The sequence below is a fragment of the Blastococcus haudaquaticus genome, from assembly GCF_900230285.1.
Lineage (GTDB): Bacteria > Actinomycetota > Actinomycetes > Mycobacteriales > Geodermatophilaceae > Blastococcus_B > Blastococcus_B haudaquaticus.
The window spans coordinates 341,300-356,554 of record NZ_OCNK01000001.1; the positions used below are offsets into that span (position 1 = coordinate 341,300).

Below are 15,255 nucleotides of genomic sequence, written 5' to 3' on the forward strand. Positions count from 1 at the left end.
CTCAGCCGGCCGCCTCCACGAGCTCGGCGACCTCCTGCTCGACCAGATCGGCCAGGACGTCGACGTCCCCCACCCCGTCCCTGTCGGCGTTGAAGCCGAAGTAGACCCGGCCGTCGTAGCTCGTCATCCCGATGGAGAGCCCCTGCCCACGGGCGAGCGGGACCACCGGGAACACCTCGAGCATCCGGCTGCCCGCCGCGTACAGCGGGACCTGCGGACCGGGCACGTTGGTGACCACGAGGTTGAACAGCCGGCGCGACAGCCCCCGCGCGGCACGGGCTCCCAGCGCGTGCAGCGTCGGGGGCGCGAACCCGGTAAGCGCGATCAGGCTGTCGGCACCCACCGACTGCCCGTGCAGGGCGACCCCCCGCATCGCGTAGCTGAGCCTGGTGAGCCGGACCCGCGGGTTGGGCTCACCGACCGGGAGGTCCACGAGGTAGGAGGACACCCGGTTGCCGGCCTGCGCGTCCTCGTCCTTCACCGACACCGGCACGAGAGCCCGCACCGACGTCCCGGCCACCACCGGCTCGCCGCGCGAGAGCAACCACTCCCGCAGTGCCCCTGTCACGACCGTCAGCAGGACGTCGTTCACCGTCCCGCCGTGCGCCTTCCGGATCCGCTTGAGGTCCTCGAGCTCCGCACGCGCGACCGCGACCCGCCGCTGCCGCCCGACCGACGCGTTCAACGGGCTGGTGGGCGCCGACATGATGGTCTTCCGAGCCGTGCGCAGCAGCCCTCCGGCCACCCCGGTGAGACGAGCGGCGGTGGATCGGACATCGGTCACCGCGCCCCGCACCGTGTCCACGACGGCCGAGGGACGGCGCACGTACTCGTCGAGCGCCTCCCACACCAACTCGGCGGCGCCGGGCGCACGCTGGGGCCGCCACGGCTCGGCGGCCGGCGTAGGAGCGGCCGGGTCGACGTCGAGCAGCACCTGGCCGATGTCCAGCGCACCCAGCCCGTCGACCAGCGCGGGGTGGGTCTTCGTGACGACCGCGACCCGGCCGTCGGAGAGCCCCTCGACGAGGTACGCCTCCCACAGGGGGCGCCGACGGTCCAGCGGCCGTGAGGTCAGCCGGGAGACCAGGTCCAGCAACTGGTTCTCGGTGCCCGGACGGGGCAGCCCGGACCGACGGACGTGGTAGGCGATGTCGAAGTCGGCGTCGTCCACCCACACCGGGTTGGCGAGCTGGCCCGGAACCTCCATCACCCGCTGGCGGTAGCGAGGGACGAGGGACAGCCGCGCCTCGATCAGGTCGGCCAGGGCGTCCACTCCGCCGGGCGGTCGCTCGAGGATGAGCACACCGCCCACGTGCATCGGGGTGTCCGGTTCCTCCAGGTAGATGAAGGACGCGTCCAGTCCGGTCAGCCGCTCGACCATCGGTCTCCTCACGGTCAGTGGCCCACGCTACGACGGCACGGGGATACCGCTCACCTCGAGGATCGCGCAGCCACCCGGTCGCGCCGTCGGCCCCGTCGGGCCGAGGGCAGCTGGACCCCGGCCACCGCTGCGGCCAGTGCCTGCAGCTCGACCCGCAGAGGAGAGGCCCCGGCCACCTCCGCGAGCGTGCGTCCCGACGCCAGAGCGGCGTCCGTGGCCCGGCGGTCCGCGGGAAGGAAGAACCGCACCTCGCGGCCTGCGAAGCGCTCGAGCGCCTCCCCGATCTCCCGGCGTGGGTCGCCGGGTACCGGTCCGCGCCGGACCTGGTTGACCACGAGCACCGGGTCGACACCGGGAAGCACGTCCCGGAGTTCTCCGAGGGACCGGATGCTGCGCTGGAGGGCCACCGGGTCGGCGCCGCTGACGCACACGACGGTGTCGGCCGCCTCCAGCACCGCCAGCGTGGCTCCGTTGCGCCGGGGAGCGACAGTGTCGAAGGAGAGCTCCTCGTCATCCTCGAGGCTGAACGCGCAGTCGACCACCGTCACGTCGGCCAGGCGCCGCGCCTCCTCGAGCACCGCAGTCACGGCCCGCGGACGCAGTTCCGGCCAGCGATCGGCTCGCGCCAGCCCGGTGAGCACCCGCAGCTGGGGACGGACCGCCCACGCCAGCCGGACCAGTCCGGCGGCGTCCAGGGTGCCGCTCGCCGCCAGCCGGGCCGCGCCCGCCAGCCCCGGCGACTCGTCGAGCAGCCCGAGCAGCTGGGCCACGACCCCGCCGTAGACGTCGGCGTCCACGAGCAGCGTGGAGACGTCGAGACGGGACAGCTCGTCGGCGATCCCGACCGCGACCGTGGTCCGGCCGGGTGCCCCGGTGGGCCCCCACACGGCGATCACCCGTCCCCGCCCGGCCGGCCGGGACCCGGGGAGCTCCGCACCCCCCAGCACCGGCAGCGCGGCACGCGGGTCGGCGACGTCCCGGATCGCCGACGACGTGCCCGCGACCGCTTCCCGCAACGCCCGGGCGATCGCGTCCGGGTCTGCGTCGGCAGGGAGCACCTGGAGCACGCCCAGCTGTCGCAGCCGCTCGGCGGCCCGCTCGTCGCCCGGCTCCACCAGACCGACGACCGCCACGCCGGCCGCCTCCAGCCGCGCGACCGCGTCGCTGTCGAGCCGCCGGAGCTCGGCCGAGAGGAGGGCAGCCTGTCCGGTCCCGGTCGCCGCCACGGCGAGCAGCTCGGACACGTCCACGCAGCGCCGGACCACCGTCACCCCGTGGTCGTCGCGGTCGAGCGCGCCGACGAGCTCGGACTCCCATGCGGCGCCCGTCACCGCCGTGAAGACCTGCAGGGCCATCAGCCGGCAGGTCCCGCCGGTGCGGGCGGGGTGACCCCGTCAACGGGGCTCCCGGTGGCCGGGGCGTCGCCCGCGTCGCCGCGACGTGGCGTCACCGTCCCGGCCGCCACGCCGTCGCCGTCCACCGACTCGTGGACCACGACCACCAGCGGGCGCCCCGCGATCGCAGCGAGCACGTCGGCCGCGTCGTCCGCCGACACGGCCACCACGACCTGCACGGCGGTGGTGGGCGTGGAGAGGACACCCTCCGAGCGCCCCGAGAGTGCCTGGACCGGCGCCCTGGAGACCACGAGGGACACGCTGCCGTCGGCGACCGCTGTCGCGCCGGCGGCCGGATCCGCGACGGCGTAGACGTCGACGAGCTGACCTCGCCGCAGTCCCGGCGGCACGTATCCCGACTGCACCGGCAGGGCGAGCTGCACGAGCTCGTCGCTCTCCTCGAGTGCCGACCGGGGCAGCAGCTCCCCCTCGCGCACCGCGCGCGCCAGGGTCCGCCCCTCCGGCCGGGTGTCGGTGGAGAGGTAGGCGCCGGCGGCGGCATCCAGCCGGACGTCGACGGCGAGCAGGTCGTCGGAGGTGAGCTCGGTCCCCGCTGCCAGGTCACCGGCGACGGCCCACACCGGCACGGTCGCGTCCGCGGCGCTCACGACGCGGGCCCCGAGCAGCACCGAGGTCAGCACGAGCAGGACGCCGAGCACCAGCCGGAGGTCCAGCCAGCGGGGCGGGCGCACCCGACGAGGGGTCGGACCCGGCAGCGCGTCCGTCGCCGCGGACGGGGCGACCGGGGTCCGGACGGCGGTCACTGCACGCTCACCTCTTCCAGCACGTCGTGGCGCTCGACCGCCGGCGATCGAGCGTGTCGCTCTCCTACGTACCGGCATGACGGCGTTCGAGTGCAGATGATGCGTCATGCGCGCGTTGGCGCGCACTCGTCATCCACACGTTCGGGTGTGGAGAACTGGCACCTGTCCCCGAACGGGCTGACAGACTGGCCGCGACCGGACGGAGACGACTGATGCCCACACCCCGATTCCTGACCCTCGACGACGTCGCGGAGATCCTCAACGTCTCGTGGTCGCAGGCGTACGCCCTGGTGCGCCGCAAGGAGCTGATCGCCATCCAGATCGGTGGCCGCGGTCAGTGGCGGGTGGAGGTCGACGAGCTCGAGCGCTTCATCCAGCAGAAGTACGCCGAGGCGCGCGCCGGCACGGTCCCGGCCGAGCCGGCCGCGCCGTCGGAGGCGCCGTCGGAGGCAGTGTCGGAGGCGTAGTCGGCGGAGTAGTCGGAGGAGTAGTCCTCCGGCACCCGTTACCCCGCAGGGCCTCAGCCGAGGCCGGGTAGACCCGTCCGCACCACGGCGACGGCGTCGATGACCACGGCCCGCACCCCTTGGACCGCCTCGCTCCGGCGCGGGGCGTCGCCGGGATGCTCCGCGAGCTCGACGAAGTCGGCCCCGACCCGGTCGAGGGTGCCGGTGAGCGTTCCGCCGTCGTCGAGCACCACCTGGACCGCACTGCGGTCCCGCGCCAGGCCCCGCAGCGCCCACCGCAGGTCCAGTCGGCTGCGTACGGCCCCGGCCGGCTCGGCCGGAGCCGTCCGCCGCCCGAGCCCTCCGACAGCGCGCACGGCGCCGAGCGCGACCAGCAGCTCGCGGCCCTGACCGTCGTCCAGCAGGAACCAGTCGACCCCGTGGTCGACCAGGGTGCCGGTGACCTGCCCGGCCCCTCGGACGGTGATGTGCAGCGGTGAGCCCTGTGCCCCGGCGAGCCGCTCCCTGAGGTGCACCGCCCCGACCTCGGCGCGTGACCGGGACGCCGACTCGGCGCGCTCGGACGCCATCTCCTCGGCCTCGAACTGCGACTGCAGGTCCTCGAACAGCTGCTGCCAACGCATCGCGCACCTCCTTCGTCAACCCTAGATCTACACCAATGCTTGCGTTTGCGTGTGTTTGCTCGCTTTAGTGTGTATCCAGCAATGAGGGAGGCGAGCAATGACGGTGCGACGACTGGCGCTGACCGGAGCGTCCATGGGTGTCGTCGCGGTGGTGCTCGCAGCGCTCACCCCGGAGGCCACCGCGATGACCGGAGCGCTGGCTGCGCCCCAACAAACCGTCGACACCGTCGGCGCGGACGCACTCGTCCTGGCCGCCGCGGGACTCCTCGCCTGGGTGGTGTGGGCATGGGGAGCCCTCGGCCTGGCCCTCACCGCCGCGTCCGCCCTGCCGGGGGCGCTCGGCGGCGCGGCCCTTCTGGCCACGCAGGTGGTCCTGCCGGCCGGGGCCCGGCGCGGTGCGGCACTCGTCCTGGGGCTCGGTCTGGGCGTGGCCGCCCCCCTGACCGGGGTGGCAGTCACCGTCATGGCGCCGCCCGCCGCCGCCGCTCCCGCCGCTCCCGCCGCTCCCGCCGCGCCGGCCGACGCCGTACCGGACTGGCCGCACAGCGCCGCCCCGGCCGTGGCACCGGAGGTCGCGCAGGTGCCCGACTGGCCCGCCGACCTCGCCGTCCCCGCGACCGACGGATCGCACGTGGTCGTGCGGGGCGACTGCCTGTGGCACATCGCCTCGTCGTGGCTCACCACCCGGGCCGGGGCGCCACCGACGGACGTCGAGGTCGCGCAGGCGGTGCGGACGTGGTGGGCGGTCAACGCGGACGTCATCGGTCCCGACCCCGACCTGCTCCTCCCCGGTCAGGTGCTCCGCGCCCCCGAGGGGTCATGAGCCCGCGCGTCACCTCCCCGCCGACGACCGCCCACCCGACACCGAGCCAGGGAGTCCCCCGATGACCGCCTCCACCCGCGCACCCGAGCCGCTCGCCCAGGCCGCACCCCGGCCGTTGCGGCTGAGGCTCGTCGCGACACCGCAGCCCCCGCTGGAGGACGAGCGGCTGCCGCTGCGACTCGTCGTCCCGGGCGCCGCCACCCCGCGACCGACGCACCGTCCTGGTCCCCGTCCCCGGGCCGGGCGCGTCGTCGGAGGACCGGACGCGGACTTCGGTCCGTCCTTCTCCACCCGGGCCGATCTCCCCGAGCCCCGCGACACCGGCCGACGCCTGATCGTCTGCGCCCTGGAGGCGCTGACCGGGCGGCGACCGCTCACCCAGGTCCGGTCGATGGTCTCGCTCGGGGTCTTCACCGCACTGAGCCAGGGCCGCCGGCCACGCTGGTGCACCGAGGGCTCCGCCCCCCTGCTCGTCGGCCCCGTGCACGTGTGCGAGCCGGTCGACGGCGTCGCCGAGATCAGCGCCGTCGTCCGTCGGGGCGGCCGGGCGCACGCCGTGGCCGCCCGGCTGGAGGGCATCGACGGGCGCTGGCGCTGCACCGCCCTGCAGATCGGTTGAGGCCCGTCCGGAGGCTCGCCCCGAGCGTGCGAGGGACGGGGTACTTCATCAGCGGCCGGCAGCCCCGTGGCACTGCTTGTACTTCTTGCCCGACCCGCAGGGGCAGGGCGCATTCCGCGGGGTCTCCTTGGTGCCGGAGACCGTCGCCGACTTGGCGGCCTTCGCCTTGCCCGACTCCCCTGCCGAGGCGTCCAGGCTGGGCGCGGAGTAGCTGAGCTGCTCCGGGCTGCGCCGCGGCGCCTCCAGACCCTTCACGTCCAGCTCCGGCCCGGTGCCCGACGGCGCCGGTGCCACCGGGGCGGCAGCAGCCGCAGCCGGCTTGGCAGCTGCCGACCGACGGGCGGTGGGCGTCGCCGCCCCGTTGCCCGCTGCGGCCGGAGCCGGCGCGACAGGAGCCGACGGAGCCGCGGCCGACTGGCCCTGCGCGGCGAGCTTCGCCTCGGCCGCCTGCCGGGCCAGGACCCGGGCGGTGCCCTCCTGAGCGGCGGCGAGCGCCTTGGCCTCGGCCTCGTCCTGCTTGGCCTTGGTCTCGGCGTCCTGCTGCTCCTTGGTCTTCACCTCGAGGTTGAACAGGAAGCCGACGGACTCCTCCTTGATGCCGTCGAGCATCGCCCTGAACATGTCGTAGCCCTCGCGCTGGTACTCCACGACCGGATCGCGGTTGGCCATCGCGCGCAGGTGGATGCCGGCCCGCAGGTAGTCCATCTCGTAGAGGTGCTCGCGCCACTTGCGGTCGAGCACGCTGAGCAGCACCCGCCGCTCGAGCTCCCGGGTGACCTCCGAGCCCAGCGTCGCCTCGCGCTCCTCGTAGGCGCGGTGCACGTCGTCCAGGAGCTCCTGCTTCAGGACCTCGGCCGTCAGCGAGGACTGGTCGCCGTCGCTGACCCGGTCCAGCAGGTCCTGGATCTCCAGGCGCACGGGGTAGAGGGCCTTGAGGCCGGTCCACAGCTGCTCGAGGTCCCAGTCCTCGGCGTAGCCGATCTCGGTCGCGCCGTCGACGTAGGCGCCGATGACGTCGTCGACCATCGACTGGATCTGCACGTGGAGGTCCTCGCCGTCGAGCACCTTGCGGCGCTCGTCGTAGATGACCATGCGCTGGCGGTTGAGGACCTCGTCGTACTTGAGGACGTCCTTGCGGACCTCGAAGTTCTGCTGCTCGACCTGGGTCTGCGCCGAGAGGATCGCCCGGCTGACCATCTTCGACTCGATCGGCTGGTCGTCGGGCACCCGGAGGGTGTTCATCATCGACTCGAGCATCGGGCCGTTGAAGCGGCGCATCAGGTCGTCGCCCAGGGAGAGGTAGAACCGCGACTCCCCCGGGTCGCCCTGACGTCCGGAGCGACCGCGCAGCTGGTTGTCGATCCGCCGGCTCTCGTGCCGCTCGGTGCCCAGCACGTAGAGACCGCCGGCCTCCACGACCTGCTCGTGCTCGGCCTTCACCTGCGCCTTCGCCTCGGCCAGGGCGTCGTCCCAGGCCGCCTCGTACTCCTCCGGCGTCTCCGCGGGCGACAGGCCCCGGGCGCGCAGGTTCTCGTCGGCGATGAACTCCGGGTTCCCGCCCAGCACGATGTCGGTACCGCGACCGGCCATGTTGGTGGCCACGGTGACCGCGCCGAGCCGACCGGCCTGCGCGATGATCGCGGCCTCGCGGGCGTGGTTCTTCGCGTTCAGCACCTCGTGCGGGATGCCCCGCTTGAGCAGGTACTTGGCCAGGATCTCGGACTTCTCGACGCTCGCCGTACCGGCCAGCACCGGCTGACCGGCCTCGTGCCGCTCGGCGATGTCCTCGACGACCGAGTCGAACTTGGCCTTCTCCGTCTTGTAGATGACGTCGGAGCGGTCCTCGCGGACCATCGGCCGGTTCGTCGGGATCGGGACGACGCCCAGCTTGTAGGTCTGGTTGAGCTCGGCGGCCTCGGTCTGGGCCGTACCGGTCATCCCGGACAGCTTCTCGTAGAGCCGGAAGTAGTTCTGCAGCGTGATCGTGGCGAGCGTCTGGTTCTCGTCCTTGATCTGCACCTTCTCCTTGGCCTCGATGGCCTGGTGCATGCCTTCGTTGTACCGGCGGCCGGACAGCACGCGCCCGGTGAACTCGTCGACGATGAGGACCTCGCCGTTGGTGACGATGTACTGCTGGTCCTTGTGGAAGAGCTCCTTGGCCTTCAGCGAGTTGTTCAGGTAGCTGATCAGCGGGGTGTTCGCCGCCTCGTACAGGTTGTCGATGCCGAGCTGGTCCTCGACGAACTCGACGCCCTCCTCGGTGATGGCGACGGTGCGCTTGCCCTCCTCCACCTCGTAGTGGACGTCGCGCTTGAGCATCGGGGCGATCCGGGCGAACTCCCCGTACCACTTGGCGCTGGTCTCGGCGGGGCCGCTGATGATCAGCGGGGTGCGGGCCTCGTCGATGAGGATCGAGTCCACCTCGTCGACGATCGCGAAGTGGTGGCCGCGCTGCACGAGGTCGGCCTTGCTCCACGCCATGTTGTCGCGCAGGTAGTCGAAGCCGAACTCGTTGTTGGTGCCGTGGGTGATGTCGCAGGCGTACTGCTCGCGGCGGACGTCGGGGCGCTGGCCGGAGACGATCGTGCCGACGGTGAGGCCGAGGAAGCGGTGCACCCGGCCCATCCACTCGGCGTCGCGCGAGGCGAGGTAGTCGTTGGTGGTGACGACGTGCACGCCGTCGCCGGCGAGCGCGTTCAGGTAGGCCGGCAGCACGCCGGTCAGCGTCTTGCCCTCGCCGGTCTTCATCTCGGCGATGTTGCCGAGGTGCAGCGCGGCCCCGCCCATGAGCTGGACCCGGTAGTGCCGCTGCCCCAGCGTCCGGGTGGCCGCCTCGCGGACGACGGCGAACGCCTCGGGGAGCAGCGCGTCGAGGGACTCCCCGTCGGCGTACCGCTCCTTGAACTCGTCGGTCTTGGCCCGCAGTTCCGCGTCGCTGAGCGCGCCGGTCTCGTCGGCGTAGGACTCGACCGCATCGGCGATCTTGGACAGACGTCGGACGAGCTTGCCCTCGCCGGCACGGAGAAGCTTCTGGAACACCACGACCCCAGCGTAGGCGGCCCGCGCGCCCGGATCAGCCAGTACGGCCCGGTCGGTCCGTCCGTAACCTTCCCGCGTGCCCCACGATCCCCACGCCCTCGGCCCCGGCCTGCTCGAGCTGCTCACCGAGCGGCACCTGGCCACCCTCACCACGCTGCGCGCCGACGGCACCCCGCACGTGGTCCCGGTCGGCGTCACCTACGACCCGGCGACCGCGACCGCCCGGGTGATCACCTCCGGCACGTCGGCGAAGGCGCGGCACGTCCGCGCGGGGCAGCAGCGCGTGGCGGTCTGCCAGGTGGAGGGCCGGCGGTGGATCACCCTCGAGGGGACGGCGGTTGTGCGCGACGACGCGGCCGCGGTCGCCGACGCCGTCGCCCGCTACGCCGTCCGCTACCGGCAGCCGCGGGAGAACCCGGCCCGCGTGGTCATCGAGATCTCGGTCGACCGCGTGCTGGGGAACGGTTGACACTCCCCTGGTGACCCAGCAGCTCACCGCCCTCGACCTCAGCGGGGTCGACCTCGCCACCGAGTCGATGCGCACGCAGCGCCTTCTCCTGCGCCCGTTCCGCATCGACGACGTCGAGGCCGTCCACCGGGCCTCCCAGGACGAGGACACCCAGCGCTGGATCAGCGCCATCCCCGTGCCGTACACCCGCGAGGACGCGCGCCGGTTCGTCGAGGACATGGCCATGCGCGAGCGCACCGACCGGCTCGGGCTCTCGGTCGTCGTCGAGGACGAGGACGGCTTCGCCGGCACCGCCGGCATCTACCTCCGGCCCGGCCGGCTCGGCCCCGAGATCGGCTACACGGTCGCGCCGTGGGCCCGGGGTCGCGGCTACGCGACGGAGACCGCGCGGGCGCTCGCCGACTGGGGACTCGCCCACGGGGCGCCGCGGGTGCACCTCTACGTCGACGTCCGGAACGATCCCTCGCTGGTCGTGGCCCGGCGGGCGGGGTTCACCCGGGAAGGCGTGGTGCGGGGCTGCCTGGAGTACCGGGACGGGACCCGCGGGGACGCCGCGCTGTTCGGCCGCCTGCCCGGCGACTGAGCGCGCCGGTCGGCTGCGGGTGGGCGGCAGATCCGCCGCCCACCCGCAGCACCGGTCAGACGGGACAGGTCAGACGGGGGAGACGGCCTGTGGCTGGGCCGTTCGGGTGGGGACGGCGCCGTTCTGCGGCACCTCGGTGAGCCGGATGAGGCCGTAGTCGTAGGCGTGCCGGCGGTAGACGACCGTCGGCTGACCGGTGTCGGCGCACTGGAAGAGGAAGAAGTCGTGGCCGACCAGCTCCATCTCGTGCAGCGCCTGGTCGACGGTCATGGGAGTGGCGGGGTGGTGCTTCTCGCGGACGACGCGCCCCGGCAGGTGCTCGTCGAGATCGGTGACGTGCGTCCCCTCGGCGAGCTGACGGTCCAGTTCGAGGGCATCCACGGCGCCCATGTCGGCGACCATGTTCCCGGCCACCCGCACGCTGGCCGGTGTCCGCCGGCCGTGGTGCACCCGGCGACGGTCCGCCGCGCGACGCAGCCGGTTGTCGAGCTTCCCGGTAGCGAGGTCGAGCGCGGCGTAGAAGTCGGGGCCGGCGGCTTCGGCCCGGACGACGGGGCCCTTGCCCCGCAGGGTGATCTCCACGCGCTGGCAGGTGTCGGACTGGCGAGGGTTCTTCTCGTGGAAGAGCTCGACGTCGATGCGGGACAGCTTGGCGTCGAACCGCTCCAGCTGACCGACCTTGTCCTCGACGTGTTGGCGGTAGTGCTCCGGAACCTCGACGTTGCGACCTCGGACCACGATCTCCATGGGACCTCCCGGTTGAGCCGGTTGTAGGTCACTTCGACGCTAGTCCCTGTTCACCTGTCCCGACAGTCGATCGAGAGGGCCGCGGCGGACGATCTGGACCCGTTGGCGGACAACCTGCAGGTCGGGTCGGGAAGGGCCGTCCGGAGGCGTCCGCGGGGTCGTGGCGACGACCGCGGCGAGCAGCGGCGGGCTCCCCGGTGGCAGCCCGGACGCGAGGGCCGCGGCGGCCTCGGTGAGCGTGGCGCCCGTCGTGACGACGTCGTCGACGAGGACCAGCAGGGCACCCGGCGGGGCGATCGCACCGGCGGCCCGCGCGAACGACCCGGCGAGGTTCGCCCGCCGCTGTGCGGTGGACAGCCCCGCGGAGTCCCGCACCCGACCGCGCCGGGCGAGCAGCCGCGCCTCGGTCGCCGGGATCCCTGCGGCACACAGCTCGGTGACGGCCCGGGCGGCCAGCTCCCGCACGTGGTCGCGACCCCGGGAGCGCAGGGCCGCCCGTGAACTGGGCACGGGGACGAGCGCCACGGACCGCCGCGGCCCCGGCACGGCGGAGACGACCGCCGCCACGGCCAGTGCGAGCGCGGCACCCAGCGGAGCGGCCAGCTCGACCCGCCCGCGCTCCTTGAACTCGATGACGACGGGGCGCACCCGACCGGCGTACGCGCCCGCCGCCGCCGTCGGCGGGAAGCCCCACGGGACGCGACGCGGTGCCGCGGTGCAGGGCCGGGCGAGCAGCGCGGCGCACCCGGGACACAGCATCGGGCCGGGGATCCCGCAGCCGGCGCAGGTCCGGGGCAGGACCAGGTCGGCCAGCGCGGCGATCACGGCCCGGCCCACCCCGTCAGCCTGACGCCTGGGCGGCGCCCGCGCGCCGCCCGTCGCCGATATGTGGACGCCGGGCTACAGGGGGTAGAAGGGCGCCGTCCCGGGCAGCGGCTCCTGGCCGCGCACCAGCGTCGCCCAGGTGCCGCCGAAGAGCTGCCAGATGGTCCCCCCGGCGTCCACCAGCGGCTGCCGGTTGGGCGCCGCCGCGATCGACCGCGGCTGGCTGGGCAGTCCGGCCGTGGGCAGCTCGGTCAGCCCCCAGCCGTCGACACCGACGGACCAGGGCACGATCCGGTCCTCCCCCGGGTCCCCGGCCAGGACCAGCAGGCTGCCGCTGTCACGCCACGCGACGTCGACGACGCGGGTCAGGTCCGGCGCGATGGCCCGGAAGTCCCGCAGCGCCACGCTCCCGTCCTCGGCCCTGACCACCGTCCCCACGTAGAGGCCGGAGCCCTCGACGACGAGCGCCGCCCGCGCCCCGTCGGGCGAGAGCCGCAGCACCCGGGTGACGCCGAGCCCCTGGAGCGTCGGCGTCGTCACCGGTTGCGGCGACCCCCCGGCCTGCAGGCGGACGACGGAGGTCCCGTCCCGCACGACCCAGACCTCCGAGCGCGTGGCCGCCGTGCTCGGCGAGCTCAACCGCTCCGCCGTCAGCACGGTGGCCAGCTCCCCGTCGTAGGGGCCGGCCAGCAGCGTGGCCCCACTGGCGTCGGACCGGATGCCGACGAGGAAGGACGGCTCGCCGGTGGCGTCGTCGATCGAGACCGCCGCGTCGCCGAGGCCGTAGGCGGCCTGGCCCGCCGGGCCGGGCGTCGGCTGCCCCGCCGTCACCGTGTACACCCCCCCGGCGTAGAGGTAGTGGCCCGTGGACGCGAGCGGGACGGCCTCGGGGTCGAAACCGGCCCAGTCGCCCCGCGTCTGCACGTCGGGCACGTCGGCGATGTCCACCGGCTCGCCGTCGATGCGGACCTCGACCGAGCGGATGGTGACGTTGCCGAGCTGGGTCAGGGTCCAGACGAGCTGCGCCGAGATGGCCGACAACGCGGGCGACGGCTCCGCCGCCAGCCCCGTGAGGTCCACGACGGCGGCCTGGTCCGCCAGCGTCACGGCGCTGCGCAGGCGGGCGCCGTTGAGCGGGTTCCGCACGCCCGCGGCCAGCGGAGCCGACGGTCCGGCGAGCAGCCGGTCGACGAGCGCCGTCGGCAGGGCCTCGCCGGCGACGACGTAGCGCGGATCGGGCACCAGCCGCTGCCCGGTCTCGTCCAGGAAGTAGACCGCGGCCTCCTCGTAGAGCCGCTGGAAGTCCGGTTCCAGGATGATCAGGCCGTCCGGTGGGTCGGTGATCCGCCACTCGTCCTCGACCTGGACCACGGTGAACTGCCGGGTGAAGGTCGCCGCACCACCGACGACGAAGCTGCCCCGGTCGTCGATCGTCCCCACCGGGTTGGCGGTCACCTCCACCGCACCGGTCTCGGTGGTGACCGTGGCGTAGTCCGGACTGATCACGGTGATGCCGGCCTCGTCGGACCACGTGCGCCCCGCCTCGGGCGCCAGGTGGTCGCGGGCCACCGGATGGCCGGGCCGCACGCTGGCCGCCGCGTCGATGAACGACCGGACGACCTCCTCGGGCGTGGCACCCGGCTCGGGGGGCAGCGGCTCGATGCCGACCACCTCGGCCGGACGGGCCGGCGCCTGGGTGATCTGCACCGTCGACGAGTTCATCGGCACCGTCGAGCAGCCGGACACGAGGAGCGCCAGCGCCAGCACGACGAACCGGCGCACCCCGGTCATACCGGCGTCCCCGGACGCCGGATGAAGGCCGGGCGCAGGGGCAGCGGCGAACTGGTCAGCTCGCCCCCGGCGGTCAGGGGCAGGGTGAGCCGGAACTGCGCACCCGCGCCCTGCTGACCCCAGACCTGCAGCCAGCCGCCGTGCAGCCGGGCGTCCTCCAGGCTGATGGACAGCCCGAGCCCACTGCCGCCCACCGTGCGCACCCGCGACGGATCGGCCCGCCAGAAGCGGTCGAACACGTGCTGGGCATCGGCCGAGCTGAGCCCGACACCCTGGTCGCGCACGGTCACGGCCGCGGCGGTGCGGTTGGCCGCCAGCGTGATCTCGATCGGGCGTCCGGCCCCGTGCTCGATGGCGTTGCCCACGAGGTTGCGCAGGATGCGCTCCACCCGGCGCGCGTCGACCTCGGCGATCACCGCCTCGTCGGGCCGGCTCACCAGGAGCTGCGAGTCGTGCCGCTCGGCGAGCGCCGCCATGCCGTCGACGACCCGCGCGACCAGCGCACCGAGGTCGGCCGGCTCGGAGTCCAGCTCCGCGGCGCCGGCGTCGTAGCGGCTGATCTCCAGCAGGTCGGTGAGCAACCGCTCGAAGCGGTCCAGCTCCGCCCGCAGGAGCTCGGCCGACCGCGCCACGTGCGCCGGGAAGTCGCCGCGGGCCTCGTGCAGGATCTCGGCCGCCATCTGCACCGTCGTCAGGGGCGTGCGCAGTTCGTGGGAGACGTCGGAGGTGAACCGCTGCTGGAGCTGGGAGAGGCCCTCCAGCTGGGTGATCTGCCGCTGCAGGCTGTCGGCCATCGCGTTGAAGCTCGTGGCCAGCCGGGCGAGGTCGTCCTCACCCCGGACCACCATGCGTTCCTCGAGCTGGCCCTCCGCCAGCCGCTGCGCCGTCCCGGCCGCTCGGCGGACCGGGTCGACCACGAGCCGGGTGACCAGCACGCCGATGCCCACGACGAACAGGGTGAGCGCGATCCCGCTGATCACCACCGTGCTGCGGATCAGCGAGAGGCTCTCCGCCTCTTGCTCCAGGGGGAAGGCGTAGTACAGCTCGACCTGCTGAGCACCGTCGGCGTCGCTGGGCACCGCGGCGCCGATGAGCAGGGTCGCCTGCGGCTCACCCGAGAGGTCGGGCACCGCGTGGTACTTCCGCGACTGGCCGCCCGAGGCGACATCGGCCCGCAGGGCCGCGGGCAGCGCGTCCAGGACCGCCCGCCGGCTGTAGGCCGGCCGCTCGATGTCCCCGACGCGGTGGACCATGACCACCTCGAAGTCACCGGCCGCACCGCCCCGCTGCAACAGGGCGGTCACCGTGCGGTCGAGGGTCGAACGGACGCTCGCGGCGTCACCCGGCGCGATCGCGGGCAGCTGGGTCTGGGCGTAGGCGACCCCCGACTGCGCCTGGTCGATGGCCGCCTCCTCCTTGACCGACAGCAGCTGGTCGCGGATCTGGCTGAACAGCACCAGGCTCACGATGATCACGACGGTGCCGGCCACCACCATCGTGATCGCGCCGATGCGCACCTGGAGCGACGACCGCCAGGCGTGCAGCGCCCGGGCCGTCCCGCGCCGCAGGGACGTCTGCAGCCGGCGACGGCCACGGCCGGCGCGCCGCCGCAGGCCCCGGCGGATCCGCCGGGCCTGGCCGCCCGCCGCGCCCCGCCGGTCCGGCCCGGGCGCCGGCGCGGGCGCCTCGGAGCTGCCGGTCGGCAGGGCGGTGCGGGTCACCGCCCCATT

At 74.0% G+C, this 15,255-nt stretch carries 14 protein-coding genes; 5 read left to right on the forward strand and 9 right to left on the reverse strand.

The annotated features are described in order from the left end of the window. Position 1: 1 nt before the first annotated feature. Genes CRP30_RS01665 through CRP30_RS01675 form a run of 3 tightly spaced genes read right to left on the reverse strand, consistent with a single transcriptional unit; the run spans position 2 to position 3,539 of the window. Positions 2 to 1,381, reverse strand: coding sequence for a WS/DGAT/MGAT family O-acyltransferase (locus CRP30_RS01665; RefSeq protein ID WP_097182229.1), 1,380 nt, complete (start codon positions 1,379 to 1,381; stop codon positions 2 to 4). 50 nt (positions 1,382 to 1,431) lie between these two features. Beyond that, a complete protein-coding gene (locus CRP30_RS01670) occupies positions 1,432 to 2,736 on the reverse strand; it encodes a CpaE/TadZ family protein (RefSeq protein WP_097182230.1) in 1,305 nt (434 codons plus the stop codon). Continuing rightward, complete coding sequence (locus CRP30_RS01675) at positions 2,736 to 3,539, reverse strand: SAF domain-containing protein (protein ID WP_235003113.1); 804 nt, start codon at positions 3,537 to 3,539, stop codon at positions 2,736 to 2,738. Before CRP30_RS01675 ends, CRP30_RS01670 begins: the two co-directional genes overlap by 1 nt. Before the next feature lie 212 nt (positions 3,540 to 3,751). Between CRP30_RS01675 and CRP30_RS01680 the strand changes: the two genes are divergently transcribed. Further along, positions 3,752 to 4,006 carry a helix-turn-helix domain-containing protein gene (locus tag CRP30_RS01680; RefSeq protein WP_097182231.1) on the forward strand — a complete coding sequence of 85 codons (255 nt, stop codon included), beginning with the start codon at positions 3,752 to 3,754 and terminating at the stop codon, positions 4,004 to 4,006. 53 nt (positions 4,007 to 4,059) lie between these two features. Here the strand turns inward: CRP30_RS01680 and CRP30_RS01685 are convergent, their stop codons facing one another. Next, entirely contained in the window at positions 4,060 to 4,629 is a 570-nt protein-coding gene (locus CRP30_RS01685; RefSeq protein WP_097182232.1) for a hypothetical protein, read from the reverse strand. A gap of 97 nt (positions 4,630 to 4,726) precedes the next feature. Between CRP30_RS01685 and CRP30_RS01690 the strand changes: the two genes are divergently transcribed. Both CRP30_RS01690 and CRP30_RS01695 read left to right on the forward strand, forming a co-directional pair. Then, positions 4,727 to 5,452 (forward strand): LysM peptidoglycan-binding domain-containing protein, encoded by a 726-nt coding sequence (locus CRP30_RS01690; protein WP_097182233.1) that lies wholly within the window; start codon positions 4,727 to 4,729, stop codon positions 5,450 to 5,452. A 61-nt stretch (positions 5,453 to 5,513) separates the two neighbouring features. Continuing rightward, positions 5,514 to 6,071 carry an Rv3235 family protein gene (locus tag CRP30_RS01695; protein WP_097182234.1) on the forward strand — a complete coding sequence of 186 codons (558 nt, stop codon included), beginning with the start codon at positions 5,514 to 5,516 and terminating at the stop codon, positions 6,069 to 6,071. Positions 6,072 to 6,119: 48 nt separating this feature from the next. Here CRP30_RS01695 and secA read toward each other — a convergent pair whose 3' ends face one another. Then, entirely contained in the window at positions 6,120 to 9,113 is a 2,994-nt protein-coding gene (secA, locus tag CRP30_RS01700; protein ID WP_097182235.1) for a preprotein translocase subunit SecA, read from the reverse strand. 73 nt (positions 9,114 to 9,186) lie between these two features. Between secA and CRP30_RS01705 the strand changes: the two genes are divergently transcribed. Continuing rightward, on the forward strand, positions 9,187 to 9,579 hold the full coding sequence (locus CRP30_RS01705; protein ID WP_097182236.1) for a pyridoxamine 5'-phosphate oxidase family protein: 393 nt from the start codon (positions 9,187 to 9,189) through the stop codon (positions 9,577 to 9,579). A 10-nt stretch (positions 9,580 to 9,589) separates the two neighbouring features. Next, entirely contained in the window at positions 9,590 to 10,162 is a 573-nt protein-coding gene (locus tag CRP30_RS01710; RefSeq protein WP_097182237.1) for a GNAT family N-acetyltransferase, read from the forward strand. 69 nt (positions 10,163 to 10,231) lie between these two features. Here the strand turns inward: CRP30_RS01710 and hpf are convergent, their stop codons facing one another. The 4 genes from hpf to mtrB all read right to left on the reverse strand — a co-directional run bounded on the left by hpf (position 10,232) and on the right by mtrB (position 15,246). Further along, the gene (gene hpf / locus CRP30_RS01715) at positions 10,232 to 10,909 is read right to left on the reverse strand and encodes a ribosome hibernation-promoting factor, HPF/YfiA family (protein WP_097182238.1); all 678 of its coding nucleotides are present in this window, start codon (positions 10,907 to 10,909) and stop codon (positions 10,232 to 10,234) included. Positions 10,910 to 10,948: 39 nt separating this feature from the next. Further along, positions 10,949 to 11,746, reverse strand: a complete 798-nt coding sequence (locus tag CRP30_RS01720; RefSeq protein ID WP_200814496.1) for a ComF family protein — start codon at positions 11,744 to 11,746, stop codon at positions 10,949 to 10,951. A gap of 63 nt (positions 11,747 to 11,809) precedes the next feature. After that, positions 11,810 to 13,525: an LpqB family beta-propeller domain-containing protein gene (locus tag CRP30_RS01725; RefSeq protein WP_097182239.1), complete on the reverse strand. Its 1,716-nt coding sequence runs from the start codon at positions 13,523 to 13,525 to the stop codon at positions 11,810 to 11,812. Beyond that, positions 13,522 to 15,246, reverse strand: coding sequence for an MtrAB system histidine kinase MtrB (gene mtrB / locus CRP30_RS01730; protein ID WP_097182240.1), 1,725 nt, complete (start codon positions 15,244 to 15,246; stop codon positions 13,522 to 13,524). The genes CRP30_RS01725 and mtrB overlap by 4 nt, the downstream gene beginning before the upstream one ends. Positions 15,247 to 15,255: the final 9 nt, after the last annotated feature.